This is a genomic window from Bacillus sp. SRL337, assembly GCF_984799155.1.
The window spans coordinates 916212-942082 of record NZ_OZ481793.1 but is presented as its reverse complement, the minus strand read 5'-3'; the positions used below and the strand labels follow the sequence as shown (position 1 = coordinate 942082).

General features: G+C 44.0%; 27 protein-coding genes. 11 read left to right on the top strand and 16 right to left on the bottom strand.

Features of this window, described 5'->3' with window-relative positions:
• Positions 1-46: 46 nt before the first annotated feature.
• From AC4E8A_RS04590 to AC4E8A_RS04580, 3 genes are all read left to right on the top strand, one after another.
• Complete coding sequence (locus AC4E8A_RS04590) at positions 47-1054, top strand: aliphatic sulfonate ABC transporter substrate-binding protein (protein ID WP_490197116.1); 1008 nt, start codon at positions 47-49, stop codon at positions 1052-1054.
• A gap of 55 nt (positions 1055-1109) precedes the next feature.
• Positions 1110-1697 carry an SCO family protein gene (locus AC4E8A_RS04585; RefSeq protein ID WP_490197115.1) on the top strand — a complete coding sequence of 196 codons (588 nt, stop codon included), beginning with the start codon at positions 1110-1112 and terminating at the stop codon, positions 1695-1697.
• A 74-nt stretch (positions 1698-1771) separates the two neighbouring features.
• Entirely contained in the window at positions 1772-2791 is a 1020-nt protein-coding gene (locus tag AC4E8A_RS04580) for a YeiH family protein (protein WP_490197114.1), read from the top strand.
• A 32-nt stretch (positions 2792-2823) separates the two neighbouring features.
• On the opposite strand, the gene AC4E8A_RS04575 is transcribed toward AC4E8A_RS04580, so the two are convergent.
• Positions 2824-3072: a hypothetical protein gene (locus AC4E8A_RS04575; protein ID WP_490197113.1), complete on the bottom strand. Its 249-nt coding sequence runs from the start codon at positions 3070-3072 to the stop codon at positions 2824-2826.
• A 132-nt stretch (positions 3073-3204) separates the two neighbouring features.
• On the bottom strand, positions 3205-3732 hold the full coding sequence (locus AC4E8A_RS04570; RefSeq protein ID WP_490197112.1) for a superoxide dismutase family protein: 528 nt from the start codon (positions 3730-3732) through the stop codon (positions 3205-3207).
• 126 nt (positions 3733-3858) lie between these two features.
• Here AC4E8A_RS04570 and AC4E8A_RS04565 point away from each other — a divergent pair, with 126 nt between their 5' ends.
• From AC4E8A_RS04565 to AC4E8A_RS04555, 3 genes are all read left to right on the top strand, one after another.
• Positions 3859-4035: a hypothetical protein gene (locus tag AC4E8A_RS04565; protein ID WP_490197111.1), complete on the top strand. Its 177-nt coding sequence runs from the start codon at positions 3859-3861 to the stop codon at positions 4033-4035.
• Positions 4036-4230, top strand: a complete 195-nt coding sequence (locus AC4E8A_RS04560; RefSeq protein ID WP_490197110.1) for a YwbE family protein — start codon at positions 4036-4038, stop codon at positions 4228-4230.
• 138 nt (positions 4231-4368) lie between these two features.
• Positions 4369-4791 (top strand): pyridoxamine 5'-phosphate oxidase family protein, encoded by a 423-nt coding sequence (locus tag AC4E8A_RS04555; protein ID WP_490197109.1) that lies wholly within the window; start codon positions 4369-4371, stop codon positions 4789-4791.
• Positions 4792-4839: 48 nt separating this feature from the next.
• Here the strand turns inward: AC4E8A_RS04555 and AC4E8A_RS04550 are convergent, their stop codons facing one another.
• Together AC4E8A_RS04550 and AC4E8A_RS04545 are read right to left on the bottom strand one after the other, a co-directional pair.
• Positions 4840-5556 carry a YebC/PmpR family DNA-binding transcriptional regulator gene (locus AC4E8A_RS04550; RefSeq protein WP_490197108.1) on the bottom strand — a complete coding sequence of 239 codons (717 nt, stop codon included), beginning with the start codon at positions 5554-5556 and terminating at the stop codon, positions 4840-4842.
• A gap of 74 nt (positions 5557-5630) precedes the next feature.
• A complete protein-coding gene (locus AC4E8A_RS04545) occupies positions 5631-6143 on the bottom strand; it encodes a 2'-5' RNA ligase family protein (RefSeq protein ID WP_490197107.1) in 513 nt (170 codons plus the stop codon).
• 809 nt (positions 6144-6952) lie between these two features.
• Here AC4E8A_RS04545 and AC4E8A_RS04540 point away from each other — a divergent pair.
• Positions 6953-7915, top strand: coding sequence for a S8 family peptidase (locus tag AC4E8A_RS04540; RefSeq protein WP_490197106.1), 963 nt, complete (start codon positions 6953-6955; stop codon positions 7913-7915).
• Between the two features lie 644 nt (positions 7916-8559).
• On the opposite strand, the gene AC4E8A_RS04535 is transcribed toward AC4E8A_RS04540, so the two are convergent.
• Positions 8560-8802: a YkuS family protein gene (locus AC4E8A_RS04535; protein WP_490197105.1), complete on the bottom strand. Its 243-nt coding sequence runs from the start codon at positions 8800-8802 to the stop codon at positions 8560-8562.
• A gap of 59 nt (positions 8803-8861) precedes the next feature.
• A complete protein-coding gene (locus AC4E8A_RS04530) occupies positions 8862-9020 on the bottom strand; it encodes a hypothetical protein (protein ID WP_490197104.1) in 159 nt (52 codons plus the stop codon).
• 162 nt (positions 9021-9182) lie between these two features.
• Between AC4E8A_RS04530 and AC4E8A_RS04525 the strand changes: the two genes are divergently transcribed.
• A complete protein-coding gene (locus tag AC4E8A_RS04525) occupies positions 9183-9617 on the top strand; it encodes a ferritin-like domain-containing protein (protein ID WP_490197103.1) in 435 nt (144 codons plus the stop codon).
• Positions 9618-9676: 59 nt separating this feature from the next.
• Here AC4E8A_RS04525 and AC4E8A_RS04520 read toward each other — a convergent pair whose 3' ends face one another.
• Both AC4E8A_RS04520 and AC4E8A_RS04515 read right to left on the bottom strand, forming a co-directional pair.
• On the bottom strand, positions 9677-11959 hold the full coding sequence (locus AC4E8A_RS04520) for a helicase C-terminal domain-containing protein (protein ID WP_490197102.1): 2283 nt from the start codon (positions 11957-11959) through the stop codon (positions 9677-9679).
• 220 nt (positions 11960-12179) lie between these two features.
• Complete coding sequence (locus AC4E8A_RS04515; RefSeq protein WP_490197101.1) at positions 12180-13376, bottom strand: class I SAM-dependent rRNA methyltransferase; 1197 nt, start codon at positions 13374-13376, stop codon at positions 12180-12182.
• Between the two features lie 209 nt (positions 13377-13585).
• On the opposite strand from AC4E8A_RS04515, the gene AC4E8A_RS04510 reads away from it, so the two are divergent.
• On the top strand, positions 13586-14203 hold the full coding sequence (locus tag AC4E8A_RS04510; RefSeq protein WP_490197100.1) for a YczE/YyaS/YitT family protein: 618 nt from the start codon (positions 13586-13588) through the stop codon (positions 14201-14203).
• 125 nt (positions 14204-14328) lie between these two features.
• Positions 14329-15192 carry a DMT family transporter gene (locus tag AC4E8A_RS04505; protein WP_490197099.1) on the top strand — a complete coding sequence of 288 codons (864 nt, stop codon included), beginning with the start codon at positions 14329-14331 and terminating at the stop codon, positions 15190-15192.
• 143 nt (positions 15193-15335) lie between these two features.
• On the opposite strand, the gene AC4E8A_RS04500 is transcribed toward AC4E8A_RS04505, so the two are convergent.
• The 3 genes from AC4E8A_RS04500 to AC4E8A_RS04490 form a co-directional block, all read right to left on the bottom strand.
• Complete coding sequence (locus AC4E8A_RS04500) at positions 15336-15857, bottom strand: hypothetical protein (protein WP_490197098.1); 522 nt, start codon at positions 15855-15857, stop codon at positions 15336-15338.
• A gap of 246 nt (positions 15858-16103) precedes the next feature.
• Positions 16104-17558 (bottom strand): alanine/glycine:cation symporter family protein, encoded by a 1455-nt coding sequence (locus AC4E8A_RS04495; RefSeq protein ID WP_490197097.1) that lies wholly within the window; start codon positions 17556-17558, stop codon positions 16104-16106.
• A 176-nt stretch (positions 17559-17734) separates the two neighbouring features.
• Entirely contained in the window at positions 17735-18613 is an 879-nt protein-coding gene (locus tag AC4E8A_RS04490) for a general stress protein (RefSeq protein ID WP_490197096.1), read from the bottom strand.
• 579 nt (positions 18614-19192) lie between these two features.
• Here AC4E8A_RS04490 and AC4E8A_RS04485 point away from each other — a divergent pair.
• Complete coding sequence (locus AC4E8A_RS04485; protein ID WP_490197095.1) at positions 19193-19654, top strand: hypothetical protein; 462 nt, start codon at positions 19193-19195, stop codon at positions 19652-19654.
• Between the two features lie 45 nt (positions 19655-19699).
• Here AC4E8A_RS04485 and AC4E8A_RS04480 read toward each other — a convergent pair whose 3' ends face one another.
• The 5 genes from AC4E8A_RS04480 to AC4E8A_RS04460 all read right to left on the bottom strand — a co-directional run bounded on the left by AC4E8A_RS04480 (position 19700) and on the right by AC4E8A_RS04460 (position 25705).
• Positions 19700-20260: a TetR/AcrR family transcriptional regulator gene (locus AC4E8A_RS04480; RefSeq protein WP_490197094.1), complete on the bottom strand. Its 561-nt coding sequence runs from the start codon at positions 20258-20260 to the stop codon at positions 19700-19702.
• A 646-nt stretch (positions 20261-20906) separates the two neighbouring features.
• Entirely contained in the window at positions 20907-21473 is a 567-nt protein-coding gene (locus AC4E8A_RS04475) for a GNAT family N-acetyltransferase (protein ID WP_490197093.1), read from the bottom strand.
• A gap of 26 nt (positions 21474-21499) precedes the next feature.
• Positions 21500-22132: a GNAT family N-acetyltransferase gene (locus tag AC4E8A_RS04470; RefSeq protein WP_490197092.1), complete on the bottom strand. Its 633-nt coding sequence runs from the start codon at positions 22130-22132 to the stop codon at positions 21500-21502.
• A 71-nt stretch (positions 22133-22203) separates the two neighbouring features.
• Entirely contained in the window at positions 22204-23982 is a 1779-nt protein-coding gene (locus AC4E8A_RS04465) for an ABC transporter ATP-binding protein (protein ID WP_490197091.1), read from the bottom strand.
• Positions 23966-25705: an ABC transporter ATP-binding protein gene (locus AC4E8A_RS04460; RefSeq protein ID WP_490197090.1), complete on the bottom strand. Its 1740-nt coding sequence runs from the start codon at positions 25703-25705 to the stop codon at positions 23966-23968. Before AC4E8A_RS04460 ends, AC4E8A_RS04465 begins: the two co-directional genes overlap by 17 nt.
• Positions 25706-25871: the final 166 nt, after the last annotated feature.

The window sequence follows — 25871 nt, the reverse complement described above, 5'->3', positions numbered from 1 at the left end:
AAATCAAACTTCTTTCAAAATACTTTACTATTCAGGAGGTACAACTATGAAAAAAATACTCTTATTTTTCACCGTACTACTTACATTCGCCGGGCTAGTTGCTGGGTGCGGTACATCAAACTCAGCCGGTGGTTCAAGTGAATCCGGCGGAAAAGAAACCGTGACAATTGGTTACTTCCCTAATATCAATCATGTCCCTGCAATGATTGCCAAAGATCAAGGTTACTATGCAGAAGAACTTGGCGACGGAACAACTGTAGAATACAAAACGTTTCCTGATGGCGCTTCCTTCATGACAGCTCTCAAAACAGGTGATATCGACGCCGGACTTGTCGGCCCGGGACCTGCTATGAACAACTACTCTACTGGTGCTGACGTGAAGATCATTGCCGGAGGTTCTACTGGCGGGACAGTGGTCCTTGCCCGTGCAGACAGCGGGATTGAATCTGTGGAAGACTTCCCTGGCAAGACATTCATTACACCGCGTGTAGGATGTACACATGACGTTCAGGTTGAAACATTCCTAAAGGATATGGGCATCACTTCTGAAAGAATCGGCGGTACGATGAAACATATCACTGGCAACCCTGCCCAGTATCAAGCAATGTTTGAAACAGGCAAAGTCGACATTGCAGTTGCACCAGAGCCTTGGGCAGCTGTCCTTGAGCAGGAAACCGGCGCGAAGGTCATCATCAATGCCGATGAAATTTCTTTTGGTGAAACACTTCCTGCATCTGTTTTGGTTGCATCCGGCGAAATGATCGAGAACAACCCTGAGCGTATCCAAAACATCGTCGACGCCCATAAGAAAGCAACAGAATTCATCCAGGAAAATCCTGAAGAAGCAAAACAAATTACAATCAAAGATGTAAAAGAAGTTACAAAACAGGATCTGAGCAAGGAAGTAGTTGACAATGCTTGGGAAAGAATCGGTTTTACGTATGAAGTGGATTCAGACGCAATCCAGGCTTTTGCAGATTCTTCTTATGAACTCAAATTCCTTAAAGAAAAACCAGACTTCTCTGACTTGATCGATAAGCAGTTCATTCAATAATACTCAGCGGCTGATCCACAACTCGGATCAGCCGTTTTTAATGGAGGGACAAAATATGAAATGGTTTAAGATAGGATTCCTGTTGCTGACCTGCCTGTTGTTCACTGGCTGTTCAAGCCAGGAGGAAATTGAGGAGTCTTTTCCAATGAGTATGGAAGTAGGGGAATTCTCAGCAGTCAATCAGGATGGCGAAAATGTAAATTTGGACGATCTCAAGGGCAGCATCTGGATCGCTGATTTCATCTTTACCAACTGTGACACTGTGTGTCTTCCTATGACCGCAAACATGGCTCAGCTGCAAAAGATGCTGAAGGATAATGATCTTGCTGATGATGTAAAGCTGATATCATTCAGTATCGATCCGGAAAATGATACACCTGAAGCCTTAACAGAATACAGCGGGCGTTACGAGGCTGATTTAAAGCAATGGGATTTCCTCACAGGATATAAACAGGAGGAAGTCGAACTTTTTGCCAACCGGTCTTTCAATTCTCCCGCTGCCAAAGTGGAAGGCTCAGATCAATTCATCCATGGAACATCCTTTTACTTAGTCAGCGATAAGGGAACAGTGTTGAAACAATACGAAGGTGTCAGTGCCCCCCCTTTTGAAGAAATCATTTCGGACATCAAGAAATTGAACTAATTTCCACTTACTTCTGTTAAGATACTAGTGTAGAATTTCTAGAAAGTTCGATTGTTTAGCAGCGAAGAGGAGCAGTGAATAAGGTGCAATATGTATTTTCAAACAAGCTGGCTGCCCGGATTCCAAAATGGAGCAGCGGCGTACTATTATTATTCATCATAGCAGGGGCGGCCAAGTATCTCGGCACACTTTTCCCTCTGATAGGAAGTATACTATTTGCCATTTTAATCGGCATCATCATTAATAACACCATTGGGGTACATGAAGTATTTCAGCCGGGGATTTCCCTGACATTGAAAAAACTTTTAAAGGCAGCTGTGGTCATGCTTGGTGTCAGCCTCAGCGTTGCGGATATCCTTCACATCGGACGCCAATCACTCTTCATCATTCTCGCCTCTGTGATTTTGGGAATTGTGATGACAGTGTGGTTCGGGAGATTGTTGAAGATGGACCGTAAACTGGCCCTGCTCATTGGAGTTGGAACAAGCATTTGCGGTGCAACGGCCATTTCTGCTGTGAGAGGGGTTATTGACTCCGATGATAACGAAACAGCCTACGCTATTTCAATCATTGTCTTTTTCAATCTGATAGCCTTTTTCACGTATCCCGTGATCGGGCACGTCCTTGATCTCAATGCAACAGCCTTTGGGATTTGGGCCGGTACTGCGGTTCATGATACATCATCCTCCATTGCGGTCGGATATGTATATGGAAATGATGCCGGCCAAGTCGCCACTACCGTAAAACTGGCGAGAACATTGTTTTTGCTTCCGTTGATCATGGTGCTTCCCCTTTTGTTAAAAACCAAAAAACAGGATGGTCCAAAAGCTGCAAGGAAGGCATTTCCCTGGTTTGTGCTCCTTTTTCTAGGAGTAAGCATCGTTAACTCGTTTGGAATCATTCCTTCAGTACTTGAAGAGACCTTACCAGATATAGCGAAGTTCATCATCATCATGGTGATGGGAGCGGTAGGTCTTCAGGTGAACCTGAAGCAATTCGCCAAACTCGGTTTCAAACCGCTGATTGCAGGATTCGTCGCCTCTTTAACCGTTTCTGTGATCAGCTTGATGATGATTATGTTGTTAGTGCAATAAAAGCTCAGCCTCTTGGCTGAGCTTTTTTTACATTATCGATCAGCACTCGTCCTGAATATCCTGAGAATGAAATAAGAGACTGTTCCCGCTATAAGAAACATGAACACACTTAAGTAGGTAATGTTTCTGTGAAGCACAGCCTCGCGGGACAACGGAATCCCCGTTTTCCAGGCAGCCTCCCAGTCAGGAGTATACAACGCTGTAAGGACCAGACCTGAACCAATCTGCAAAGCAAGATAAATGACAATGAAACTGACTAGGAAGATTACCACTTTCTTCATACCTTTCTCCTTTCCATGTGGAGTTTAGTATCAAAATATCACAGAATCGAACTCGCTGCCAATTATTTCAAATTCCTCAAGTTCCTTCAATAAAATTCACTAAAAAAAGAGTACGGATGTACTCTTTCCTTCTCACTGATATTTGACTATCAGCCCGCATGCGAGACGCTTACCTGCATCCCCTGCAGGCTGAGACCGGTAATCATCCGGACTTTGATGGATAATGACCGCTTTTCCCGCTACATCCTGCGGTTTGAATTTATTGGTAAAGAACGTCATCCTTGCATACCCGTTGTTCGAAAACAGCACTGGAAAATCTCCGGCATGATTTCCATGAGGCTGACCGGTTGGATTCCAATGTCCACCTGCCGCTTTAAAAGGCTCTTTTTCATCTCCGATTTCACAACTCCCATTTTCATGGAGATGGAAACCGTGCGGCCCGATTGGTGCTTGATTTCCTTTAGCTGGCTTGAACTCCGGAAGTCCATTCACCTCGACATGCACCTCCGTCCCATTTGGAACTTCCCTGAAAATGACGTATCCCTTAAGGCCAGTCGCCAAGGGACCTCCTTCCAATTGGGCATAAGAGATAGCAGGGACATTTCTGTATTCCGGATACCCATAATAATAGCCCTGCTGTGAACCATAATAATAAGTCATATTACATCACTCCTTCACTTGTGCTTCTGCCAACTATCCTATGTAGAAACGCCCAGCTGCGTGAATCCCTTACTTCTTCGTGAAGTTTAGCCTATAATAGAGAAAACAGTTGAAGGAGAGACTTCTATGTCATCAGCAGAAAAAAAGAAAATCAATCTGGCGGAAGCAATGAAAGAAAAACTTGCACAGCAAAAGCAACAACAATCAAATGGGAAGCAAAATCGGCTCGTCAAATCAACACAGCCACTGAAGAACCAGCTGACCAAGAAACCGAACAACCAGAAGAAAAGGACGGGGATTTAAATGGACGGAAAGCAGCGAAGCAACATTACACTAGGAATTGAAGTAGACATCGTCTTGAAAAAAGACCAGCGAACAGGCAGCACGACAAGGGGCACGGTAAAAGATATCCTGACAAACTCGGCAACCCATCCACACGGAATCAAAGTCCGCCTGGCAGATGGCCAAGTCGGGAGAGTGAAAAACATTCTCCAATAACCCCTCATCCAAAAGGAGCCAGGTACAAAACACCGTTTTTGTACCTGGCTCCTTTTTCTGATTGGCACATCCGGATGTTTAGAAGAGCCGCTATAAAGGAATTAATACAATGAATTCAATTATAAGGAGATGAGATTTTTGTCACAGACAGAACTAAAGCAAAACATTCTGAAAGTCCTTGAAAACAGTATGGTTGGCACACTCGCTACTGTTGTGCAGAATAAACCTCATTCCCGTTACATGACTTTTTTCAATGATGACCTCACACTTTATACACCGACAAGCAGTGAAACGCATAAAGCGGATGAAATTGAAGAAAATCCCAATGTGCATGTCCTGCTCGGCTACGATGGTGAAGGCTATGGAGATTCATATGTAGAAGTTGAAGGTAAAGTACAAATAAGCAAAGATGAAAGCTTAAAGGAAAAGCTTTGGAATGACCAGATGAAAAAATGGTTCAAGGGACCCGATGATCCCGATCTGATTGTCCTGGAGGTTCATCCTTCCCAATACCGTTTGATGAATAAAAACGGAGAGGAACCAAAAGTTCTGGACCTATAAGCAGAAAATGCCTTTCCCGAAACGGGAGAGGCATTTTTGTTAGAGGCATTATCCTAAATCAACATTATGGTAGACCTGCTGTACATCTTCAAGGTCCTCAATCGCATCAATCAGCTTCTCGAATTCCTCCTGAACATCTTCAGGAAGACTAATATCGCTTTGAGCAAGCATTGTCAATTCAGCAACGGTGAACTCTGTGATCCCTGCGTTTCTGAACGCTTCCTGAACCGCATGGAACTGATCGGGTTCGGCATAGATGATGACTGCATCATCTTCGTCAAGGATGTCTCTTGCATCAACATCTGCTTCCATCAGGATTTCAAGAGATTCCTCAGCACTCTTGCCTTCGATGCCAATGACAGCTGTGGAATCGAACATGTAGGCTACCGATCCACTGACACCCATATTCCCGCCATTTTTACCGAAAGCAGCACGGACTTCGGATGCTGTGCGGTTAACGTTGTTTGTCAAGGCATCAACAATGATCATGGAACCATTCGGGCCAAACCCTTCATAGCGGAGATTATCAAAACTCTCTTCGGTTCCGCCCTTTGCTTTCTCAATTGCACGATCAATGATATTTCTCGGTACATTATATGTCTTGGCACGTTCCAGCACGAACTTCAATGCCTGATTGGATTCCGGATCCGGTTCGCCCTGTTTAGCGACAACATAGATTTCCTTCGCAAACTTAGAATAGATACGACTCGTATTTGCATCTTTTGAGGCTTTCTTTTCCTTGATATTATTCCATTTACGACCCATATTTTCCACTCTCTTTCGAAATAGTTGCTAGTCTTCCTTTCTATTATAACGCAAGACCATACCGCTTTTCGAGATTAAGACCCTAAATTATAACAAAGCTCTGGATTTGATCTGCCGTCTTCCTCGATGATTTCGATTGTAATCTTATTGATAACCGCACTGAACTCCTCATTAAATTTTTCTGTATGTTCTAAGGCATCATCAAATTCTTGATTATTTACAAGCCGCCCAACTGTTAAGTGAGGGGTATAGCTGATTCTTCTATTTAAGAATTCCTTTAATATCCCGCTGTATAAACAATCATGGATTCTGATGAGGATGTCATTTCCTTCTTTTACATTCAAAAATAAGTATTCATCCTTTTCGCCTGTTATTTCTTCTAGCCTGATTGCGAACGGTTTCACCCCGAATAATTTTTCCTCCATATGCTCTTTCAACTGCTCCCTGGTAATTTTGCTTATGAAAGGAAAAACCAGTGTAATGTGCGGCTGTATCAAATTATGCAGCGGATCATACTTTCTCCTAAGCTCCTGTATAGAGTTATCATCCTGGAACTCTGGGAATATTGTAATGGACCGTTTAATCATCTCTTATGCAACACCTTTTCTCTACAATATATCGGTTAGCCTTATACATTTCAATCACTTGATTAAGAAAGTGCACTCAATGACTGTCTCGGTGAAGTTTTTCAAGTATTGGATTAAAAAGTTTTGTGTCACTGTAGGATGTGGTGCATTCTATCAAATTATTAGACCAAATATACTTGCTTCCTCTTAATGATTGGCCCATTCCCTTTAGTAATAGACCAAAATCCCTTACCTCCGGTTAAAAATTGGTACATTCCTGCGAGAAATCGACCAATTTTTCGGAGTGCCTGTCTGATTTTGGTGCATTCCTTCGTGTATTGCACCAAAAAAGCCTATGCAGCTCAAGAATTTGGTCCATTCTTTCTGTTTTACACCAAAAGATTAAGCATCTCTGCAGGATGTGGTGCATTCCATCTACTATTAGACCAAATATACTTGCTTCCTCTTAATGATTGGCCCATTCCCTTTAGTAATAGACCAAAATCCCTTACCTCCGGTTAAAAATTGGTACATTCCTGCGAGAAATCGACCAATTTTTCGGAGTGCCTGTCTGATTTTGGTGCATTCCTTCGTGTATTGCACCAAAAAAGCCTATGCAGCTCAAGAATTTGGTGCATTCCTTGAGCTTGTTAGACGAAAAGACAGGAACGCAATAAATCTTTTCACCTCTTCCCTCACCAGCCAAAAAAACCTTTTTAAAAAATCTGCTAACCTGGAAAACCACTACTTTTCTCTCTTTTAACTTGTTGGAATCTATGGTATATTTTCAGAAAGTTCAGTTTTTTAATACGACTTTAGGAGGAAAGCTTATGAAGGGTACAGTAAGATTAATTCCTTATGTCAAAGAAGAAGTATTGGAAACGGCCTCGGAAATGCCTGCAGGGGTGGACCTGGTACAAGCACCGAATATGTGGAAACAAGGTGTGAAAGGTGCAGGCATCAAAGTTGCTGTCCTTGACACAGGCTGTGACTTTGAGCATAAAGATCTAAAAGGACGAATCATCGGCAAGCGGAACTTTACAGATGATGATGATGGTGCTGAAGAAAATGTCACTGATTACAACGGCCATGGCACCCATGTTGCCGGCACTATCGCTGCAAATGAAAATGGCGGGGGTGTTGTCGGAGTGGCTCCGGAAGCAAGCCTGCTGATCATAAAAGTCCTGGCTGGTGAGTATGGCAGCGGAAAATATGAATGGATTGTCAATGGAATTCAATATGCCATCGATCAGGGAGTGGATGTCATTTCCATGTCACTTGGAGGACCCGCCGATCATCCGCCGCTAAATGATGTCATCAAGCAAGCTGTCTCCAAGAACATCTCTGTTGTCTGTGCAGCTGGCAATGAGGGGGATGAAGATGCAGAAACTGATGAATTCTCCTATCCCGCCTGTTATAACGAAGTGATTTCCGTCGGGGCCATTGATTTTGACAGAAAGTCATCTTACTTTACCAACTCCAATAATGAAGTCGATCTCGTGGCTCCTGGTGAAAAGATACTCTCCACGATCCCGGGTGGAAAGTACGCCCAGTTCAGCGGCACCTCCATGGCCGCCCCTCACGTCTCCGGGGCCTTAGCTTTAATTAAACTCTTGGAGCAGTCCAGCTTTGACCGGAAGCTGTCGGAATGCGAGCTATATGCCCAGCTCGTAAAAAGGACAATCCCACTCGGTTATCCGAAGTCACTTGAAGGAAACGGTCTCCTTTACCTGTCTGCTCCTGATTTGTTGATGGAGTATTTACAGCAGGAACAGTTTTCGCTGAGCGTCTGATATATTAATAATGTGAATGAATTTGTCTCAGGTGCAAATCCGGCTTTTGCACCTGAGACCGAAGAGTTCATCCACAATAAAAAAGCGAAATCAAAGGTTAGATAAAGTCTCCTCTGATTTCGCTTTTGATTTAGCCAATAGTGCGTCCAGGAATACATATGTTTCTGTTTGGCCGCTTCCGCTTTTTATCCAATCCAGCTCCAGCACCCAGCTCCTAGCGGATTTCGGGCTCCCTCCTTGCGATAAGTCATCATCGAATCGCTGACGCTCTTCGTGATTCCTTTATCTCATGCGGATGCCCTCCAATCCGTACGGTGCTGAACGGCCGCTTCCGCTTTTTATCCAATCCAGCTCCAACGACCAGCTCCTAGCGGATTTCGGGCTCCCTCCTTGCGATAAGTCATCATCGAATCGCTGACGCTCTTCGTGATTCCTTTATCTCATGCGGATGCCCTCCAATCCGTACGGTGCTGAACGGCCGCTTCCGCTTTTTATCCAATCCAGCTCCAACGACCAGCTCCTAGCGGATTTCGGGCTCCCTCCTTGCGATAAGTCATCATCGAATCGCTGACGCTCTTCGTGATTCCTTTATCTCATGCGGATGCCCTCCAATCCGTACGGTGCTGAACGGCCGCTTCCGCTTTTTATTGCAATTTGCTCTCAACTCGCTGACATACTTCATCAGCGCTTAGTCCGTCTGCCTCAATGACAGACCCTTGTGTTACGACATTTGCGATCCCCATTACATTGGAATCCAGTCCTGTTAGAACACAGCAGTCACAATTCTGCGCATCAGACTCCTGCTTCAATTCAACAACATCATGGCCTTTTTCACGAAGTGCTTGTACCACATTTTGAAGAGATTCTTCTACTCCAATTCTTGACATGTTTCCACACCTCCTTAGCATACTCATAGGATTTTCTATCGTTGGCAATGGTATTCATTTTATTTTTTGTTTTTTTGTTTGCCGCTTTTCTTTTGGCTTTGATTCTGGCTGTTTCCAACTTGGAAATCATCTGCACTGAATTCTACATCGTTTTTTCCTTTTTGCTTAGCCAGCTGTTTGGACGTTTGCTCGAGATTTTTTCTGCCCGGCTTGCTCATGTCCTTTCCTCCTCACTACTGCTTTTTAGATAACCGGCCTTAGTCTTTGCCATTTCTTCATGTAATATTAGTGATTTCTTCAGATGAGAAGAAGGAGTTTAAACCCTATCCAAAAGGGTATTAATAAAGTATCAGAGACAAATTGGAAGGATGGATTTTTAGATGGATCAAAAATCACAAGAACTTATTGATGGTTTAAACGAAGACTTAGCGAATGAATATTCAGCACAAATCATGTACACAAACTATGCTGCAGTCGTATCCGGTCTGCACCGTGCAGTGTTGAAGCCGTTCTTTGAAGGAGAAGTCGGAGATGAGCAGGGACATGCCCTATACCTAGCAGAAAAAATTAAAACACTTGGCGGTACACCAACAACCACACCAGCCCCTGTTAGGCAGACTGATAATGTCAAGGAGATGCTTCAGGAAGCACGCCAAGCTGAAAAAGAAACCATTGACCGCTATAAAAAACGTAAGGAACTGGCAGAAGAATTAGGGCACACTGAATTGGTCGTGAAACTTGAAGACCTTATTTCTGATGAAACTCATCACATGGAAGAACTGGACCGCATGCTCATGGATCCTGCATTTCAATAAGAATTGAAAAAGGCTTTCCCTATTTTTGGGTGAAAGCCTTTTATTCAGGTCAAATAAGGTTATTGGATTACCGTGAAATCCTCCCACTCTTCTGGCAGCATTGCCCTGTATTTCTGGGTCAGATATCGGTCATCCACCAGGACAATCACCCCGGTATCTGCTTCAGTCCGAATCAGCCTGCCCCCTGCCTGCAGTACTTTATTCATTCCTGGGAACACATAGGAATAATCGTACCCGTTTTTTCCAGCAGCATTAAAGTGGTCTTTAATAATATCGCGGTCAGCTCCCAGCTGAGGAAGACCCACACCAACCACAATGACACCGTTAAGCCTGTCACCTTTTAGATCGACTCCCTCTGAAAAAATTCCGCCGAGGACTGCAAAGCCAATCAGGGATTTTTCCTGATTGTGCTGAAATGCCTTCAAAAAGCCTTCCCGTTCTTCTTCCGTCATGTTGGGAGCCTGCAAAAGGACATCGGTATCTGGCGGCAGCTCTTCCATAAAAGCGTCATAAACCTCGTTCATATAGCGGTAGGACGGAAAGAAATACAGATAATTGCCAGGATTCTTCTTTAACAATTCTTGCGGTAATTTCACAAGGGGCACAATGGTTTTCTCTCTGTCCTTATACCTTGTGGACATCGGTTTTACAAACACTTCCCAATTCTCATGCGGGAAAGGAGAAGGAATTTTAAATCGATAATCATCGGAGAGGCCGCCCAACAATTCAAAATAATAGTGAAATGGAAGGAGAGTCGCCGAGAAGAAAACAGCAGATGAAAATCCTCTGCTCGTCTGGCTTATCAAATCAGACGGGTCCAGGCAATATAGCTTGATAACCATATCCCTTCTTCCTGCATCCACATAGGTTACATAATTTTCATTATAAAGAGCAGCAACTTTCACAAAGTTATGGGAGGCAAAGTACGTTTCCAGCAGGATACTGTCCCCGCTCTGCCCCAATAGTTCCATTTCAGCAGCCGCTAAAAATCGTTGCAAGACATCCATCAATTCAGGGAACTGCTCTTTATAAACTGTTGTTCCGTTCTCTTCACCTTGCTTTCGCAACTCAATGAAATAACGATTGATATCATTTGCACTTGTGTATATTTCGTTATTTTTATCCTTGAAACTGCGCTTGATTTCCAGAAAGGCCGATTTATTCAATTCTGCTGAAAACATCGACCGTCCCCTGTCAACAAGATTATGTGCTTCATCCGTAAGAAGGACCGTCCTCTTTTTCTGGGAATCTGTTAATCTCTTGAGGGACACCCGCGGGTCATAGACATAGTTGTAATCGCAAATGACGGCATCCGCAATATAGGATAAATCGATGGAAAATTCGAAAGGGCACACGCGATGCTTCCGGCTGTATTTTTCAATGACCGGCCTGGTAAGGCGCGTTTCATTTCGAAGGATATCCAATACTGCTCCATTGACCCTGTCATAATAGCCATTTGCAAATTCGCAGACATCGCTGTGACAAATCGTCTCATCCTTTAAACAAGCCTTATCTTTAGCCGTGATGGTAAGAGTCTTGGCTGTTAAGCCTGTAGTCTCCAACAGTTCAAAAGCTTCCTCAGCAGTGGTCCTTGTTATTGTTTTGGCTGTTAAGTAGTAGAGTTTATCAACCGATCCTTCCCCCATCGCCTTCACACTGGGAAATATCGTTGAAATCGTCTTCCCCGTACCTGTCGGAGCGTTGGCGAATAAGGTCTTCTTTTCCGTTATTGTCTTATAAACAGCCCCTGCCAGGTTTCGCTGGCCTTTTCTGTACTCACTGAATGGAAACCCAATCTCCGCCGCAGTTTGATTTCTTTTTTCTTTATGGTCTGTGACCAATTTGGCGAATGGGTAATATTCTTTTATTGTTGTGAGAACAAATTCCTCAAGCTGGGCTATGGTGAAATACTTGAGATAGTGAAGCGTTTCTTCGGTATCCACTGAAATGTACGTCAGCCTGACAGTGATCTTTTCCAAACCGTGGTCCTTTGCATATAGGTATGCATAAACCTTTCCCTGTGCCCAATGGACAGGATAAGCTTCCTCATGAAGATCTGCCAAGGAAGAGCGGGTCGATTTGATTTCATCAATCATGATGGTTTCTTCCTCGAATATCAGGCCGTCGCATCTCCCCTCGACCGTAAAAACCAAATCTTCGTAAGGCAGCTCCCGGCTTAGGTATTCCTCCGCCAGATCTCCTTCTTTGTAGGTCTTTTGAATTTTTTTATGAAGCCGGGTCCCTTCCGTCATGGAGGAGGTTGTCTGGAACCTCTGATCTATGCTGCCGCTCTTATAGACATACTCCACCAGGTTCCTGACAGATACCTTAACTTCCTTCATAACGTTCCCCCCCTTTTTCTTAAAGGCTCTTTTCGTGAGCTTTGTTGCGATTAATGCCAGTTTCGAAGGATCTATCCTTGATTCATCTGAAAACCTTTGCTCTCCCTGATGAGCAATAAAACTTTTAGCATCTTGGGAAAAAGCCGGCTATAGGGTTTTTTCCGAGAGCAACATTGTAGCGAAATCAGCCTTCTAAAAAAATCCACCTAACGTCCTACCATCAACCAGTCTTTCGGATAAAAACCACCTTCAGGTAATCCCCCTGTTTGAACTGGCTGATTGTCCGGAAATCTTCCGGAAGTGAGAACTGTTCCATCAACTTATATGAACTTCCACTTTCTTTAAATGCTTTGTCTATGAAACCTTTAAATTTTTTCATGTCAAAGTTGCTGGCATTTGTAGAGGCTACTATAACACCATTCTCCTCCGTAATGGCAATGGCCTGCTTAAGCAGATCCTTATAACCCTTGGCAGCCGAGAAGGTATGCTTCTTTGAACGGGCAAAGCTCGGCGGATCCAGGATGACCATATCGAATTTCAACTGTTTTTTTACAGCATATTTAAAATAGTTGAAGACATCCATGACAATGATATCCTGTTCTTCATAATCAATTCCATTGATGCTGAACTGTTCGATGGTCTTGGCTTCACTTCGGTTGGCAAGGTCTACGCTTGTCGTCTTGGCCGCACCTCCGGCCGCCGCAAAGACTGAAAATGCCCCTGTATAGGAAAAGGTGTTTAAAACTGTCTTTCCTTCTGCATACTTGTCACGGATCAGCTTCCTGACATCGCGCTGATCAAGAAAGACCCCGACCATTGCTCCTTCGTTTAAATAAACGGCAAAGTTCACCCCATTTTCTTTTACGATGAGTGGAAACTCGGGGCGTTCTCCCATAACAAAATCATCTTCTTCGATATATTTGCCGCTTTGCGCAAACCGCTTCTTCTGGTAAACACCTTTAATGTCTGCCAGCTGCTGGAGCGAGAGGACTATATCATTTTTGAATTGATAGATTCCCTCACTATACCAGTTAATCAAATAGTAACCGTCAAAATAATCGATGGTCAGCCCGCCTATACCGTCTCCTTCTCCATTAAATACGCGGAAAGCCGTCGTATCATCACTCTGAAAGAATTGAAGCCTTTGGTTGATGGCATTTTTCAGCTTCCTCTCAAAAAAGCTTTGATCGATGCGTTCCTGCTCCTTCCAGCTGAGGAGCCAGCCTAACCCTTTATTTTGCCTGCCGTAATAGCCTCTTGCGATAAACTGCTTACGCTGGTCTACAAGCTTGATGATGCTTCCCTCTTCTTCCAGGCCAGCCGTAGAGGCAAGAGCCTCAGCACTGATCAGGGGATAGCCTTTTTTGAATTTATCTTCAAACTTTTGATTTACCGTCAATATCAACTCGTTCATCATTTCATCCTATCCTTCGTATAATTTCCCTGCTACTACATATATTTCACAGAGAGGGACAAGTGTAACCCTCCACTTTAACGCTTTAAAGCATGTGGGGACAGTCCCCCATCGCTTTAAAGTGCTAAAATATCGGTTTCCATATCCACATGGCTTCTTTATTATCGCATTTTTCATGTAAAGGTAAAAATAATTAATAAAGGAATGAATATATGAAAGAGCGAATGGTTTTTTTCTTTGTCGGGTTAATGATCTTGACGCTGGGGGTTGCCCTCATCATCAAAGCGGGTCTGGGCGCATCTTCCTGGGACGCATTGGCAGTCGGTGAAGCCACTACATTTGGAATCACCGTCGGAACCTGTGTCTTTTTCAATGGCATCATCCTTATTTCTATTAATGCATTTTTGTTAAAAAAGAGCCCGGAAATCCTTGCAGCCCTCTCCATATTTATCATCGGATTGATGATTGATTTCTGGCTGCTGATTGGTCTGAAGGACTTCGCCCCCATTCATATCGGGGTCCAGTCCGCAACGCTGGCTGTGGGAATCATTTCACTCGGTGTCGGGATTGCTTTGTACCTGCAAGCCAGGTTTCCATCCAGTCCGATGGATACAGTCATGGTGGCAATCTCTGCAAGATTTGGATTGAGTTTGAGGAGCTCACGCTTGATCAGTGAAGCTCTGGCACTTGCGCTCGCTGTTGCCTTCGGGGGAGCGGTTGGAATCGGCACCATTATTGTTACGCTCTCTTTAGGATCCATCGTGCAGTTCTTCTTTCCCAAATTTGAACAGCTGCTTCAGGGCTGGAGCGAGAAGCTTTCTTTTAAGTAATTCATTTGATATAGTGGTTTTTGGTAATTACAGCACTATTGGAAACTGCCTGGAATGGCAGTTTCTTTTGCTATCTGTTTGGGTCCAACCCAAACGTCGAATATAAAAAGAGTATGGAGGACACCATGACAAATAGAAATAAAGGCATCCTTCTCCTGCTTGTTTCATCGTTCGGCTTTGCCATGATGGCCGCTTTTGTGAAACTTTCAGGCGACTTGCCTACCGTTCAAAAAACATTGTTCCGGAATTTGATTTCCGCCATCATTTCATTTGGTTTTGTTATGTACTATAAAGAAAGACTCTTTGGTAAAAAGGAAAATCAGAAGATCCTGCTTTTGCGGTCGGCCCTCGGCACCCTGGGGATTGTATTTTTCTTCTACGCGATTGATGAACTTGTTTTATCAGATGCGGACATGCTCAATAAATTAAGTCCGTTCCTGACAATCATCTTTTCAGCTATTTTCCTGAAAGAGAGGGCCCGCTCGTTCCAAATCATCGCAATTGTAATTGCTTTCCTTGGAACACTGCTCATCATTAAACCGCAGTTTTCAGTAGATGTCATTCCTTATTTTGCCGGGCTTTTATCGGCTGTCTTTGCCGCAGGGGCCTATACGGTTTTACGGGTCCTTGGGCAGAAAGAAAAGTTCTACACGGTTGTATTCTATTTTTCTTTCTTTTCAACAGTAGCAATGCTTCCGTTTGTCATTATGTTCTATGAGCCCATGGAAACGGAACAGCTTATCTACCTGATTCTAGCCGGTATCTTTGCCACCCTTGGCCAGTTCGGCATCACCATCGCCTATAAATATGCGCCTGCAAAGGAAATTTCAATTTTCTTTTATTCGACGGTTGTATACTCAGCCCTCATCAGCATCGTCTTGTTCGGACAGATCCCTGACATGCTGAGCATCGCCGGGTATATCATCATCTTTGCTGCTTCATTCTATATGTTCATGAAAAACAAAGCAGAGGACAAAGCGGGAGCATGAATCCTTTACCGCACTAACGCAGTGAGGGACTGTCCCCCACTGCGTTAGTGCGGTGAAGCAGCAAAAAGGAGCAGGAATTCCTGCTCCTTTTTATTTATAGTTCAATCGGGTTTCTCTCGTTTTTAAGATTATTTTCCAGCTGTCTAAGCGTAACATGAGTGAATTGATTTTGTATGTTCTCCTCTTTGGAGGATGAACGATGGCCATATCCCAAGCCAGATCGCCGTAATAATTCTTTTCTTCGACTGCAGCCTCCAAAAACGCTTAACATATAAAAATGGAACGGAAGCAGCCAGGGCAATACTGATGTACCCAAACATAAGAGCATCCCCGCTCATGAAGGTTCTAGCCCCGATCATGGACAAGAAGGTAATCCACTGTCCTATTGGTCCGCCATATAAGAAAGACAACACTAGCGGTACATAACGGTGATCCCAATAAAGACCATAGCTATAGTAAGAGACTGAGAGACATAGAATCGCTGATATACCATACATCAATCCTATAAAATACGGAGATCGCCCAATGCGGCGATTTTCAAAGAAGGAGGCGTAGACCAAGATAGGGGCCAATATGACAAATACATGTAAAAGCTGTTTTTCAGCAAGCATCTGATCTTCCTCATCTCTAGTAGTATACTCATAAGATACGACAACTTCTGGCAATTACCTGCTGATAATTACATTTTTTCGCAGTAACTCTCTTAAAGCACTAACAATCAAGCTCAGAACTAAAGCGAAAACACCTTGTTCTGCCTCTGCAGGCATTAAACAAGCCGGTTTGTTATCTGAGCGGAGATGCTGAAGCTGGATGCAGAAGTTAAGCTTTGTTATCAGCATTAAGGCTTTTATAGTTTCCTATAATAAAAAAGGGCCCCGGAGATAAAAGGCCCTTTACAGTATTTAAGGTTATTAAGATACTTTTTCGTGATCTGGTTTTGCTTCATTTTCCCAATAATCCGCATTCTTGATTCCAAGTTTGACTGGGTCAAACACTGGGTCAAGTCCCTGCTTTTTCTGCTGTTCATAATCTTTCAATGCTTTTAAAGCTGGCTTGTAAAGCAGGACTATGGCGACCATATTCAGCCATACCATGATTCCGAGTCCTACATCACCCATCGCCCATGCAAGACTGGCGGTCTTCACTGCACCATACAGAGTAGCCCCAAGCAGGACAACTTTTAAAGCTGGAAGCGCCCATTTATTATTTTTTCCTCTGAGAATATAGGCAACATTTGTCTCAGCGATATAATAATAGGCCATGATGGTTGTAAAAGCAAAGAAGAATAGTGCGACCGCAACAAACCCTGCACCAAATCCAGGAAGGACATTTTCAATGGCAGCTTGTGTATATCCAGGACCTGCTTCGATCCCTTCAAGATTGTTCACGATCATTGTGCCGTCCGCCTTTTCAACATTGTACGCTCCTGTAAATAGAATCATGAATGCTGTAGCCGAACAAACAAGCAGCGTATCGATATAAACAGATGCAGACTGGACCAGCCCCTGCTTGGCAGGATGTGAAACTTCAGCAGCTGCTGCTGCGTGTGGACCCGTTCCCTGGCCGGCTTCGTTTGAATAGATTCCTCGTTTCACTCCCCATGAAACAGCCATTCCGACAATCCCGCCAAATGCCGAATCTAGAGCAAATGCACTTTTAAAAATAAGAGCAAAGACACCTGGCAGTTCTGCAATATTCATAATGACAATGATCAGTGACATAAAGATATACCCCACTGCCATGAATGGAACTGCATACTGTGCAACCTTGGCAATACGTTTTACTCCCCCAAAAATGATGACGCCCAGCAGTACGACTAGAACAATGGCGGTTATCCATTTATTGAGGCCAAATGCATTTTCAAGACCAAGGGCAATTGAATTGGACTGAATACCCGGCATCAGTAAGGCCATCGCTAAAATGGAGGCAACCGCAAAAATGACGCCATACCATCTCCAGCCCATGCCTTTTTCAATATAATAGGCAGGACCCCCGCGGTACTGTCCATCCTGCTTTACTTTATAGATTTGCGCCAGAGTCGATTCAATGAAGGCAGAGCTTGCCCCGATAAAGGCGATTGTCCACATCCAAAAAACAGCTCCCGGGCCGCCAAACGCAATGGCAGTTGCCGTACCGGCGATATTACCTGTACCTACACGTCCTGATAACGAAAGTGCCAAAGCCTGAAAAGATGATACCCCTGCATCTGAACTCTTGCCCTGGAACATCAACTTAAACATGTCTTTGATATGCCTTACTTGCAGAAAACGAGTCATAATCGAAAAAACAAGTCCTATTGCCAGAATCAAATAAATAACAGGCGAACTCCATAATACCCCATTGAGCCAATTAACAATTGTCTCCAACCATATTCCCCCTACTAAATTCTGAATTTTGTTTCTATTCGAATTATATTTCATAATTGGACCTTTAGACAATCTTTTTTTGTAAAATTTTTGATGAAGGGAAAAATCTGGTTGCCCATATGATTTTCTGATATAAAAAAAGCCCCTGCTTTTAAAGCAGTGGGCTCATTGTCAGATTAAAAATCTCCTCTATAATCATTTCCTTTGAATCGTTCTTTCTGCTCTTCCTCTTTAAGGTGTTCAGCATTTTTTTCGTCTTGATGTTCTTTCTCAGTCTGATTGCGTGAACTATTTTCCAGTCCACCCTGTCCGGTCGACTGCCTTTTGGCGGTTCCAAGCTTTCCTCCAAGTGTATTCCCGACATTTCCGCCGAGAGTATCTTCGGTTGTATCGACATTCCCTGACCGGAGATCGTCACGTTCAGCACCATGGTTTCCAACACTCTTATCAACTGTAGGAGAACTCTTGAAATTTTCGGTGGATGTTTGGTTCCTCAACTCATTCACCTTATTTATCTCATCGGGTTCTGAACCATGTGTGCCAGCAGTTTTGCCTTCCTTAGAAGAGAAGAATTCATTTTCTAAGGAGGTTTGGGTCCTGCCCTCGCTCACTCCCTTGGCTCCTTCTTCTTCAAAAATTCCTTTCTCATTGGAAGCCCTCTTAATATTCGCTCCCTCTTCCACCACATGTCCTCCATGGTTGAGAACATATTTATCTTTTTCTGTTACAGCAACCAGAATTTTTCCATCATCTAACTTGGATTGGTAGGTTCCTACTTGACTTAGCGGTATTTCATACTGAGACAAGTCATTATTGGATCCTTCATGTTCACGGACGGCAAATGAATCTTTAATCTTTTCCCATAGGCTTCTTTCTTCATGATGACCCTCAGGATGCTCTATATGAAGCCCCGTAGTCTTGTCCAATGTATCAATGTCTTTCCTTTCTGAAATGACAAGGATATCATCTTCTGTATAGCCGTCTTTTGTCAGGCTGTTAATGACATCCATTACCTCTGCTGTGGAGTCATAGGCGCCTACAATACTTTTTTCCATCAAGTTCTACCTCCTTGCAAGCATGTTGCTTGAGATTAGGTTTATACAAAAAATTTACCCTTCTGCCGATATAATAAACCAATTCGGATTTCCATAGTTTCCCACTGGGTAGGGCGAATGTCCGTTTCATTTTCTTTAAAGGGGTAGTAAATTGGTGTTTGGCCATAAAGGACCGTTTAGGGGGGATTTGGCCGGGGACATCCGGTTCTCCTCGAGGTGACGGCCCATTTAGGGCGCAAATGGGCCGGGAACATCGAGTTCTCCTCGGGATGACGGACCATTTAGAGCGCAAATGGGTCGGGAACATCCGGTTCTCCTCGGGATTACGGACCATTTAGGGCGGAATTGGGCCGGGAACATCGAGTTCTCCTCGGGGTGATGGACCATTTAGGGCGCAAATGGGCCGGGGATATCGAGTTCTCGTTAGGATGCCGCACTGAACGGTCGAATCGGACGAAATAAGGCTTCCTGTTGGGAATGAAAAACAAGCAGTTTGGACCCGGATTGTTTTTTACGCTTATCTTCCTTATGTATATTCCTTCCTGTTTAAGACAAATTAAGTCCAAGGAGGATGGATGAATGATGAAACTGTCGCGTATTCTCATACTGCTATTAGTAGCCTTTTCCTGGGTGATGCTGCCACTTGCTGGATGGAGATCTGTTAAACGATTTACACCGGCCTCCCTGTTTATGTGTATTTTTCTATTGATTGAGGACCGAATTGCAACCAAGTTTAAATGGTGGGTAATATACCCGAACCTCTCTTCCAAAATCAGCGGTATGACCCCCTTTGCAGTCGGGCCGTTCTTTACCGGGAGCATTCTCATTCTAAAATACACTTATGGAAGATTTCCTCTCTTTGTACTGTTAAACCTGGCTGTGGATGCCTTTTTTGTTTTTCCTTTTTATACATGGTTCAAGAAACTGGGTGTCTGGAAACTTCTGAGGATGAATCAACTGCAGCTGCTGATGGTGTTTTTAACCAAATCATTGCTGATGTACGGTTTCCACCATGTATTTATCGCAAAAAAAGAACGTTGAGAAACCAGTTGCCTTCTCTGACGTTCTTTTCATTTTGCCAAAATATTAGGCCATTATACCAAGCAAAAATGCGGTGATCATTTTCCTCAGACTTTCATCTACACTCAAGTCCATTCCGAACCCGCTCTTCTGCTCCAAAGCCGCAAACCCATGCAACATACTGCGCAGCCCTCTTACAGCATGAAGCGCATTTATTTGTGAGAGGTTTAGATATTCCAATTTCTCCAGCAACAGGCCGACAATTTTGTTGCCAGCTTCCTGAACTCCAGGATTCTTTGAATCAGGTGCCAGCAAGGCAGATTCATATAAACCAGGTCGCCTGCGGGCAAAATCCATATAAGATGCCCCTAAAGACTGAACTGCATCCTCTTCCTTTCTTCCTTCTGTACCTAATTTCATCTCATGAAAAAGACCTCTCAACCCCTGAACAGCCATTTCTGTCCTCAATTCATTAAATCCCTTGATATGGTTATATAAAGAAGGTGGGCGGATTTTCAGTTCCTTCGCTAAATTGGCAATGGTCACATATTCAATTCCTTTGAGATCAGCCATTTCTCCTGCTGTATCCACTATTTTCAATCGTGTTAGTCCCATTCTTGGTGACATGAGATCCCCTTCCTTCCTGTTGCTCACTTTATAATTTCAATTGCCTCTGCCATTTCATTATACGGGTTTTCAAGCATTCTGCCATATCCGGCAGCTTGAAGGGAAGGGTTATGGTTTTTGATCTTTTCGGCACTTAGAATCGCCGCCTCTTTGTTCCCTCAGGGCAGGAAAAGGGAAGGATCGTAATGGCTATTCATCCTCTTGTTTGAAACGCAACTCCTGCGATGATTGCCCATATAAAGATATCAATCCAGGCGTGTGACCAGTGGTCTCAATGGCAAACAAAGTCCCCATTTGATCACCTTCACCCATGCGTGCTCCCCGCCATTGTTTTGAGGTTTAGGTTTGCCGCCCTTTTATCGGGGTCTTGACATCACTTACCAGTATCGAGGACATAACTTCATCATGGGCACCAACATGGTCTCCAGACATGAGTCAGCAGGATTCGTTTGATTGGTTTAACTTTTCTGCCAAAACTTTTTTCAACGAATTGTATTTTGTTGAGCTGGCTGACCGTTTACCATTGAATGATGCTGCATTGTCTTGATTGTTCTTAAAACAACCGGGGAGACTGGATGGGAAATATTATTTCGCTCTACACTTTTCATCCATTTACGCTCCCTTACAAATGTAAACCTCAGGATAGTCATTTACGCTGCAATTTATCCCACTCCTTTTTCAAAAGACCATATTGAAGATGTGTTTCCCAAATACCTTTGATGAGAGTGCTCTCCCGCCTGAGCCCTTCCTCTTTAAACCCAGCCTTCTCCAATACTCGGATGGAAGGGATGTTCCGCGGCATCACTTCCGCTGACACCCTGTTCAGCTTCAAAGCATTAAAGGCAAAGTGCAGGATCACCCTCAGGCTTTCCGTCCCCAAACCTTTCCCATTATGCTCCTTGTCGAGCGAATAGCCGGCCACAGCTGATTGAAACGGGCCCCATTTAATGTCATAAAGGTTGATAAGACCAATCAATCTGTACGTACTTTTGTCAAATATGCCAAATGAATAATGCTGTCCCTTTTGAATTCCTTCACGGAAAAACCTTATATTTTGAATCTGCCCTTCGAATGTATAATAACTTTCGGGCCAATCCGGTTCGGTTCTCCCCCAAAATGGTCTGTTGTGTATAATGATTTTCACGAGCGCCCGCGCGTCCCCATCTTCAAATGGCCGTAAAAAAACCCGTTCGCCGATCAACATCACCATCATCTCACCCGCCTTCATCCTTTAAGTGGTCATTCTCCTCTACCTGACAATCCATTCCACTCTTTTCTCAAAAGGGCATACTGCAGATGACTTTCCCATCTCCCGTTGATGAGGATATTATCCCGCTTGAGTCCTTCGTTTTGGAAACCTGCCTTTTCCAATACCCTGACGGATGCAGCATTCCTTGGCATGACCTCTGCCGAAACTCTGTTCAAATGTAAAGTATCGAAGCCAAACGAAAGGAGCAGCTTGAGACTGTCCGTTCCCACTCCCTTTGAATTGTTGTTACTGTCTATCGCGATCCCTGCTGACGCTGATTGAAATGGTCCTCTTTTAATGTCGTAAAGGTTGATGATGCCTATCAGCCTATTGTCTCTCCTGTTGTAAATGCCAAATGTATAGAGATCGCCTCGAGTCATTCCTTCCCGGAAGTAGTGAATGTTGTGCAACTGGTTTCTAATCTGAGAATATCCTGCCTCCCAATCAGGTTCTGTTTCTCCCCAAAAGGTTTTATTCCGCTTCAGCAATTCAGCCAATTCAACAGCATCCCCTTCATCAAGGGTGCGTATATAAATTTTTTTGCCGGCAAGCAGCATTCCGAACCAACCACCTTTATCTTTCAGATTCCTCTTTAATAGATATGTTGGTTCCTGCTTTGGCATGATTTCGGCGTGGCCACCCACCGGTTATAAAGCAAAAAGGATGCTCAACGTCTTGTTGAACACCCTTTTTTTCAACTAATTTCCCTCAGTTGACTATTATAAAGTTCATAGTAGAAGCCTTTTTGCTCCAGTAATTCCTTATGTGATCCCCTTTCCGTGATCCTGCCGCTTTGCAGAACGAGGATCTGGTCAGCCGATTGAATGGTGTTCAAACGGTGGGCGATGACAATGCTTGTTCTGCCTTTCATCAGCCTCTGCAGTGCTTCCTGGATTTTCACTTCCGTAACGGTATCGATACTGCTCGTCGCTTCATCCAAAATCAGCATTGAAGGATCGGATAGAATAGCCCTTGCAATGGAGAGCAGCTGTTTCTGGCCCTGACTGATCCCGCCGCCGTCCTGTGACAGAACCGTATCATACTGGTCAGGCAGCTTCATGATAAACGAATGAGCATTCGCTTCCCTTGCTGCCATCTCCACATCCTCATCACTTGCATCCATCCTTCCATAGCGGATGTTCTCACGGATGGTCCCTTGGAATAGAAAAGAATCCTGCAGTACAAATCCCATATTCTTCCTGAGGCTTTCTCTTTTAATCTGCAAGAGGTTCCTTCCATCAATCGTAATTTCACCTTCATCATGATCGTAAAATCTAGACAGGATATTAGTGATCGTCGTTTTGCCTGCCCCAGTAGGACCTACCAAGGCAATGGTTTCACCCGGTTCTGCTTTGAATGAAATATCCTCAACCGTCTTTGTTTCTTTATCATAAGAGAAAGTCACATGTGAAAACTCAATTTCTCCTTTGATGCCGCTAACAGCTTCAGCGCTGCCCTCATCTTTCTCTTCTTGTTCCTCATCCATTATTTCAAACACTCTTTCAGCACCTGCTACTGCGGATAAAAGGGTATTGAATTGGTTTGCAAGGTCATTCAGTGGTCTCGTGAACTGACGGGAGTATTCCGTAAAGATGACAATGACTCCAATCGTGATGACTCCTTGGACGGCCAGGATACCTCCGACCCCTGCTATCACTGCGAAGCTCAAATTGTTCAGCATGTTCATCAATTTGGGGATGAAGCCTGAATAAGTCGAGGCCCAGTAAGCCGATGCTTTTAACCTATTGCTTTTCACAAGAAAATCGTCCATGACTTTTTCCTCTTGTGAAAAGGTTTTGACAATCCGCTGTCCCGAAACTGTTTCCTCAATATACCCATTGAGATCGCCGAGGTTTTTCTGTGTTTCTTTAAAAAGTTTTCCTGTGCGGCTGGTTATCCACTTCAGTCCCAGGAACATGGCTGGAATGATCAGCATTGTGATAAGGGTGAGAAGCGGGCTCAGCCAAAGCATGACCCCAATTGTCCCCAGTAAAGTTAGGACACTGGAGAAGACCTGGATTACGGAACTGTTCAGTGTCGAACTGACATTTTCCATATCATTTGTGACCCTGCTCATCAATTCCCCATGCTGACGGCGGTCAAAGAACGGGATGGGCAGCTTATGCAATTGCTGAAAAAGCTCTGTCCTCATCCGGTAAACCGTATTCTGGGCGATCCCGATCATCCAATACGCCTGGAACCACATTGCCGCAGAATAGAAAATATAGACAGCAATCAGCCAAAGTATCAGTTCTAACAGCCCGCTGGCATCGCGTGTGACAATAAAGTCATCAATCGCCATCCCGACCAGGAAAGGTCCCAGAAGCCCGAGGAAAGAACTGATGAAAACCATTAAGATGACAAGGCTTAAAAGTCCCTTTTCTTCGGAAAGATAACTCCAGATCCGCTTGATTGTACTTTTCCAATTCTTAATTTTCGGCTTCTTCTTTTGTGCATTACTGTGCCTTGGCATGCTCGAGGTTCTCCTCTCCAAATTGAGATTGAAAGATTTTGCCGTAAAGCGGGGAGCCGGCAACCAAATCGTCATGGCTTCCCTCCGCAATCACCTTCCCGTCTTCAATCAGAAAAATTTTATCCGATTGGATGGCTGTACTGATTTTCTGGGTCACAATCAGAATCGTACAGGCATAGTTTCCGATGGCCTGGATCAACTTGGATTCTGTTTTCAAATCCAATGCACTTGTACTGTCATCCAAAATCAGGATCCTGGGCTTCCTTACCAGTGCTCTTGCTATGGAAAGGCGCTGCTTTTGCCCGCCAGACAGGTTGACCCCTTTTTGCCCAAGCACTGTTTCGTACCCTTTTGGAAGCCCCTCAATCAAATCGTGGATCTGTGCAGCCTTTGCAGCCTCAGCAATCTCTTTCATTGATGCGTCCTCTTTTCCCCAGGCGATATTCTCCTTAATGCTTCCAGAGAACAACAATGCCTCCTGAGGTACAAAGCCGATGCTTTTCCGCAGGTTTTCAAGCTTATAGTTTTTAATATCAATTTCATCGATGAGGATTTCTCCGCCAGTTGCCTCATACAGTCTCGGGATCAGCTGGAAGAGGGAAGTCTTACCGGAACCGGTCGCTCCGAGAATCGATACGATTTCTCTGGGTTGGACCTTCATCGTGATTTGATCCAGTACATCCGTTTTGGTACCAGGATAATGGAAGGAAACATCCCTGAATTCAATTTTCCCTTGATTTACGGTTAATGTTGGATCACTATCCTCCGTATCGACAAGGTCGATGTCAGTTTCAAGCACTTCGGCGATTCTTCCTGCAGAAGCCCTGGCCCTAGAGAAACTCATGATGATAAAGGCAAAAACTGAAAACGCGCCGGTAATTCTGGTAGCATAGTTAACGATCGCCACTACGTCACCGACAGCCGCATTGCCGTTGGTCACTTCTCCATTTCCCAGCCAAAGAATGAAAAGGATGCTCCCGTTCATGACGATAAAGAGTACAGGCATGATGGTTTCCATCAGTCTCAGGGCACTGACCGTTTTTTTCATCAATGTCTTATTCGCTTTGATAAATCTGTTGTTTTCATGATTTCCTCTGAGAAGGGCTTTGATGATCCGCATCCCTCTTAGGTTCTCCTGGATGACATCATTCACAGAGTCCAGTTGTTGCTGGACATATCTGAACAGTGTCCAGCCGCTGTTCAGTACCCATAATAAGAAAAAGATGATGAATGGGATGACGAGCAGCAAAATGAGCCCGAGTTTCACATCCACAATCATCGCCATAATCGTTCCGCCGATGACAAGAAGCGGGGCTCTCATCATGATTCTCAGTGAAGTGAAAATGGTATTTTGGATTTGTGTGACATCATTGGTCAGCCTTGTAATCAAGGATGAAGATGGAAATTTGCTGAAGTTCGCAAACGAAAAGTCCTGGATTTTCTCATAGAGACTCTTTCTGATGTCATAGCCTGCTCCCTGGCTTGCATGGGCCGCGAAAAAGGAGTTTGTCACACCAGACGCAAAAGCAGCCACTGCCAGTGCCGACATGATGCCGCCCCAATACCATACCTCCTGCATATCCTTCTGCAAGATCCCTTCATCAATGACCTTAGCCATAAACAAAGGCAGCAGCAATTCCACTGATAATTCAATTAACATCAGCGTCCAGGCAATCCCCATCGCCCATCGGTAATTCTTCAAAAATGAAAACATGTTTTTCATTGAAGCTCCCCCAAATTCTTGGATGAATATTTATATTTCGGAATCCGTATTTTATCCTACTTATTATAAAGGCTTTCCCCTTATTTTAAAAATAGTTTGAATCTTGTTTAAGAGGAATATACGCTTTAGCCCTTTAAAGCACAAGGGGACAGTCCCCTTGTGCATT

Excerpts from the sequence above, each read along its gene's own strand:
- AC4E8A_RS04570 (WP_490197112.1), bottom strand. The coding sequence starts at position 3,732 with ATGACTTATTATTATGGTTCACAGCAGGGCTATTATTATGGGTATCCG.
- AC4E8A_RS04490 (WP_490197096.1), bottom strand. The coding sequence starts at position 18,613 with ATGGAAAAAAGTATTGTAGGCGCCTATGACTCCACAGCAGAGGTAATG.
- AC4E8A_RS04525 (WP_490197103.1), top strand. The coding sequence starts at position 9,183 with ATGGATCAAAAATCACAAGAACTTATTGATGGTTTAAACGAAGACTTA.
- AC4E8A_RS04530 (WP_490197104.1), bottom strand. The coding sequence starts at position 9,020 with ATGAGCAAGCCGGGCAGAAAAAATCTCGAGCAAACGTCCAAACAGCTG.
- AC4E8A_RS04535 (WP_490197105.1), bottom strand. The coding sequence starts at position 8,802 with ATGTCAAGAATTGGAGTAGAAGAATCTCTTCAAAATGTGGTACAAGCA.
- AC4E8A_RS04460 (WP_490197090.1), bottom strand. The coding sequence starts at position 25,705 with ATGAAAAACATGTTTTCATTTTTGAAGAATTACCGATGGGCGATGGGG.
- AC4E8A_RS04470 (WP_490197092.1), bottom strand. The coding sequence starts at position 22,132 with ATGCCAAAGCAGGAACCAACATATCTATTAAAGAGGAATCTGAAAGAT.
- AC4E8A_RS04560 (WP_490197110.1), top strand. The coding sequence starts at position 4,036 with ATGGACGGAAAGCAGCGAAGCAACATTACACTAGGAATTGAAGTAGAC.
- AC4E8A_RS04475 (WP_490197093.1), bottom strand. The coding sequence starts at position 21,473 with ATGATGGTGATGTTGATCGGCGAACGGGTTTTTTTACGGCCATTTGAA.
- AC4E8A_RS04515 (WP_490197101.1), bottom strand. The coding sequence starts at position 13,376 with ATGATGAACGAGTTGATATTGACGGTAAATCAAAAGTTTGAAGATAAA.
- AC4E8A_RS04480 (WP_490197094.1), bottom strand. The coding sequence starts at position 20,260 with ATGTCACCAAGAATGGGACTAACACGATTGAAAATAGTGGATACAGCA.
- AC4E8A_RS04465 (WP_490197091.1), bottom strand. The coding sequence starts at position 23,982 with ATGCCAAGGCACAGTAATGCACAAAAGAAGAAGCCGAAAATTAAGAAT.
- AC4E8A_RS04510 (WP_490197100.1), top strand. The coding sequence starts at position 13,586 with ATGAAAGAGCGAATGGTTTTTTTCTTTGTCGGGTTAATGATCTTGACG.
- AC4E8A_RS04575 (WP_490197113.1), bottom strand. The coding sequence starts at position 3,072 with ATGAAGAAAGTGGTAATCTTCCTAGTCAGTTTCATTGTCATTTATCTT.
- AC4E8A_RS04545 (WP_490197107.1), bottom strand. The coding sequence starts at position 6,143 with ATGATTAAACGGTCCATTACAATATTCCCAGAGTTCCAGGATGATAAC.
- AC4E8A_RS04565 (WP_490197111.1), top strand. The coding sequence starts at position 3,859 with ATGTCATCAGCAGAAAAAAAGAAAATCAATCTGGCGGAAGCAATGAAA.
- AC4E8A_RS04485 (WP_490197095.1), top strand. The coding sequence starts at position 19,193 with ATGATGAAACTGTCGCGTATTCTCATACTGCTATTAGTAGCCTTTTCC.
- AC4E8A_RS04550 (WP_490197108.1), bottom strand. The coding sequence starts at position 5,556 with ATGGGTCGTAAATGGAATAATATCAAGGAAAAGAAAGCCTCAAAAGAT.
- AC4E8A_RS04590 (WP_490197116.1), top strand. The coding sequence starts at position 47 with ATGAAAAAAATACTCTTATTTTTCACCGTACTACTTACATTCGCCGGG.
- AC4E8A_RS04520 (WP_490197102.1), bottom strand. The coding sequence starts at position 11,959 with ATGAAGGAAGTTAAGGTATCTGTCAGGAACCTGGTGGAGTATGTCTAT.
- AC4E8A_RS04540 (WP_490197106.1), top strand. The coding sequence starts at position 6,953 with ATGAAGGGTACAGTAAGATTAATTCCTTATGTCAAAGAAGAAGTATTG.
- AC4E8A_RS04585 (WP_490197115.1), top strand. The coding sequence starts at position 1,110 with ATGAAATGGTTTAAGATAGGATTCCTGTTGCTGACCTGCCTGTTGTTC.
- AC4E8A_RS04505 (WP_490197099.1), top strand. The coding sequence starts at position 14,329 with ATGACAAATAGAAATAAAGGCATCCTTCTCCTGCTTGTTTCATCGTTC.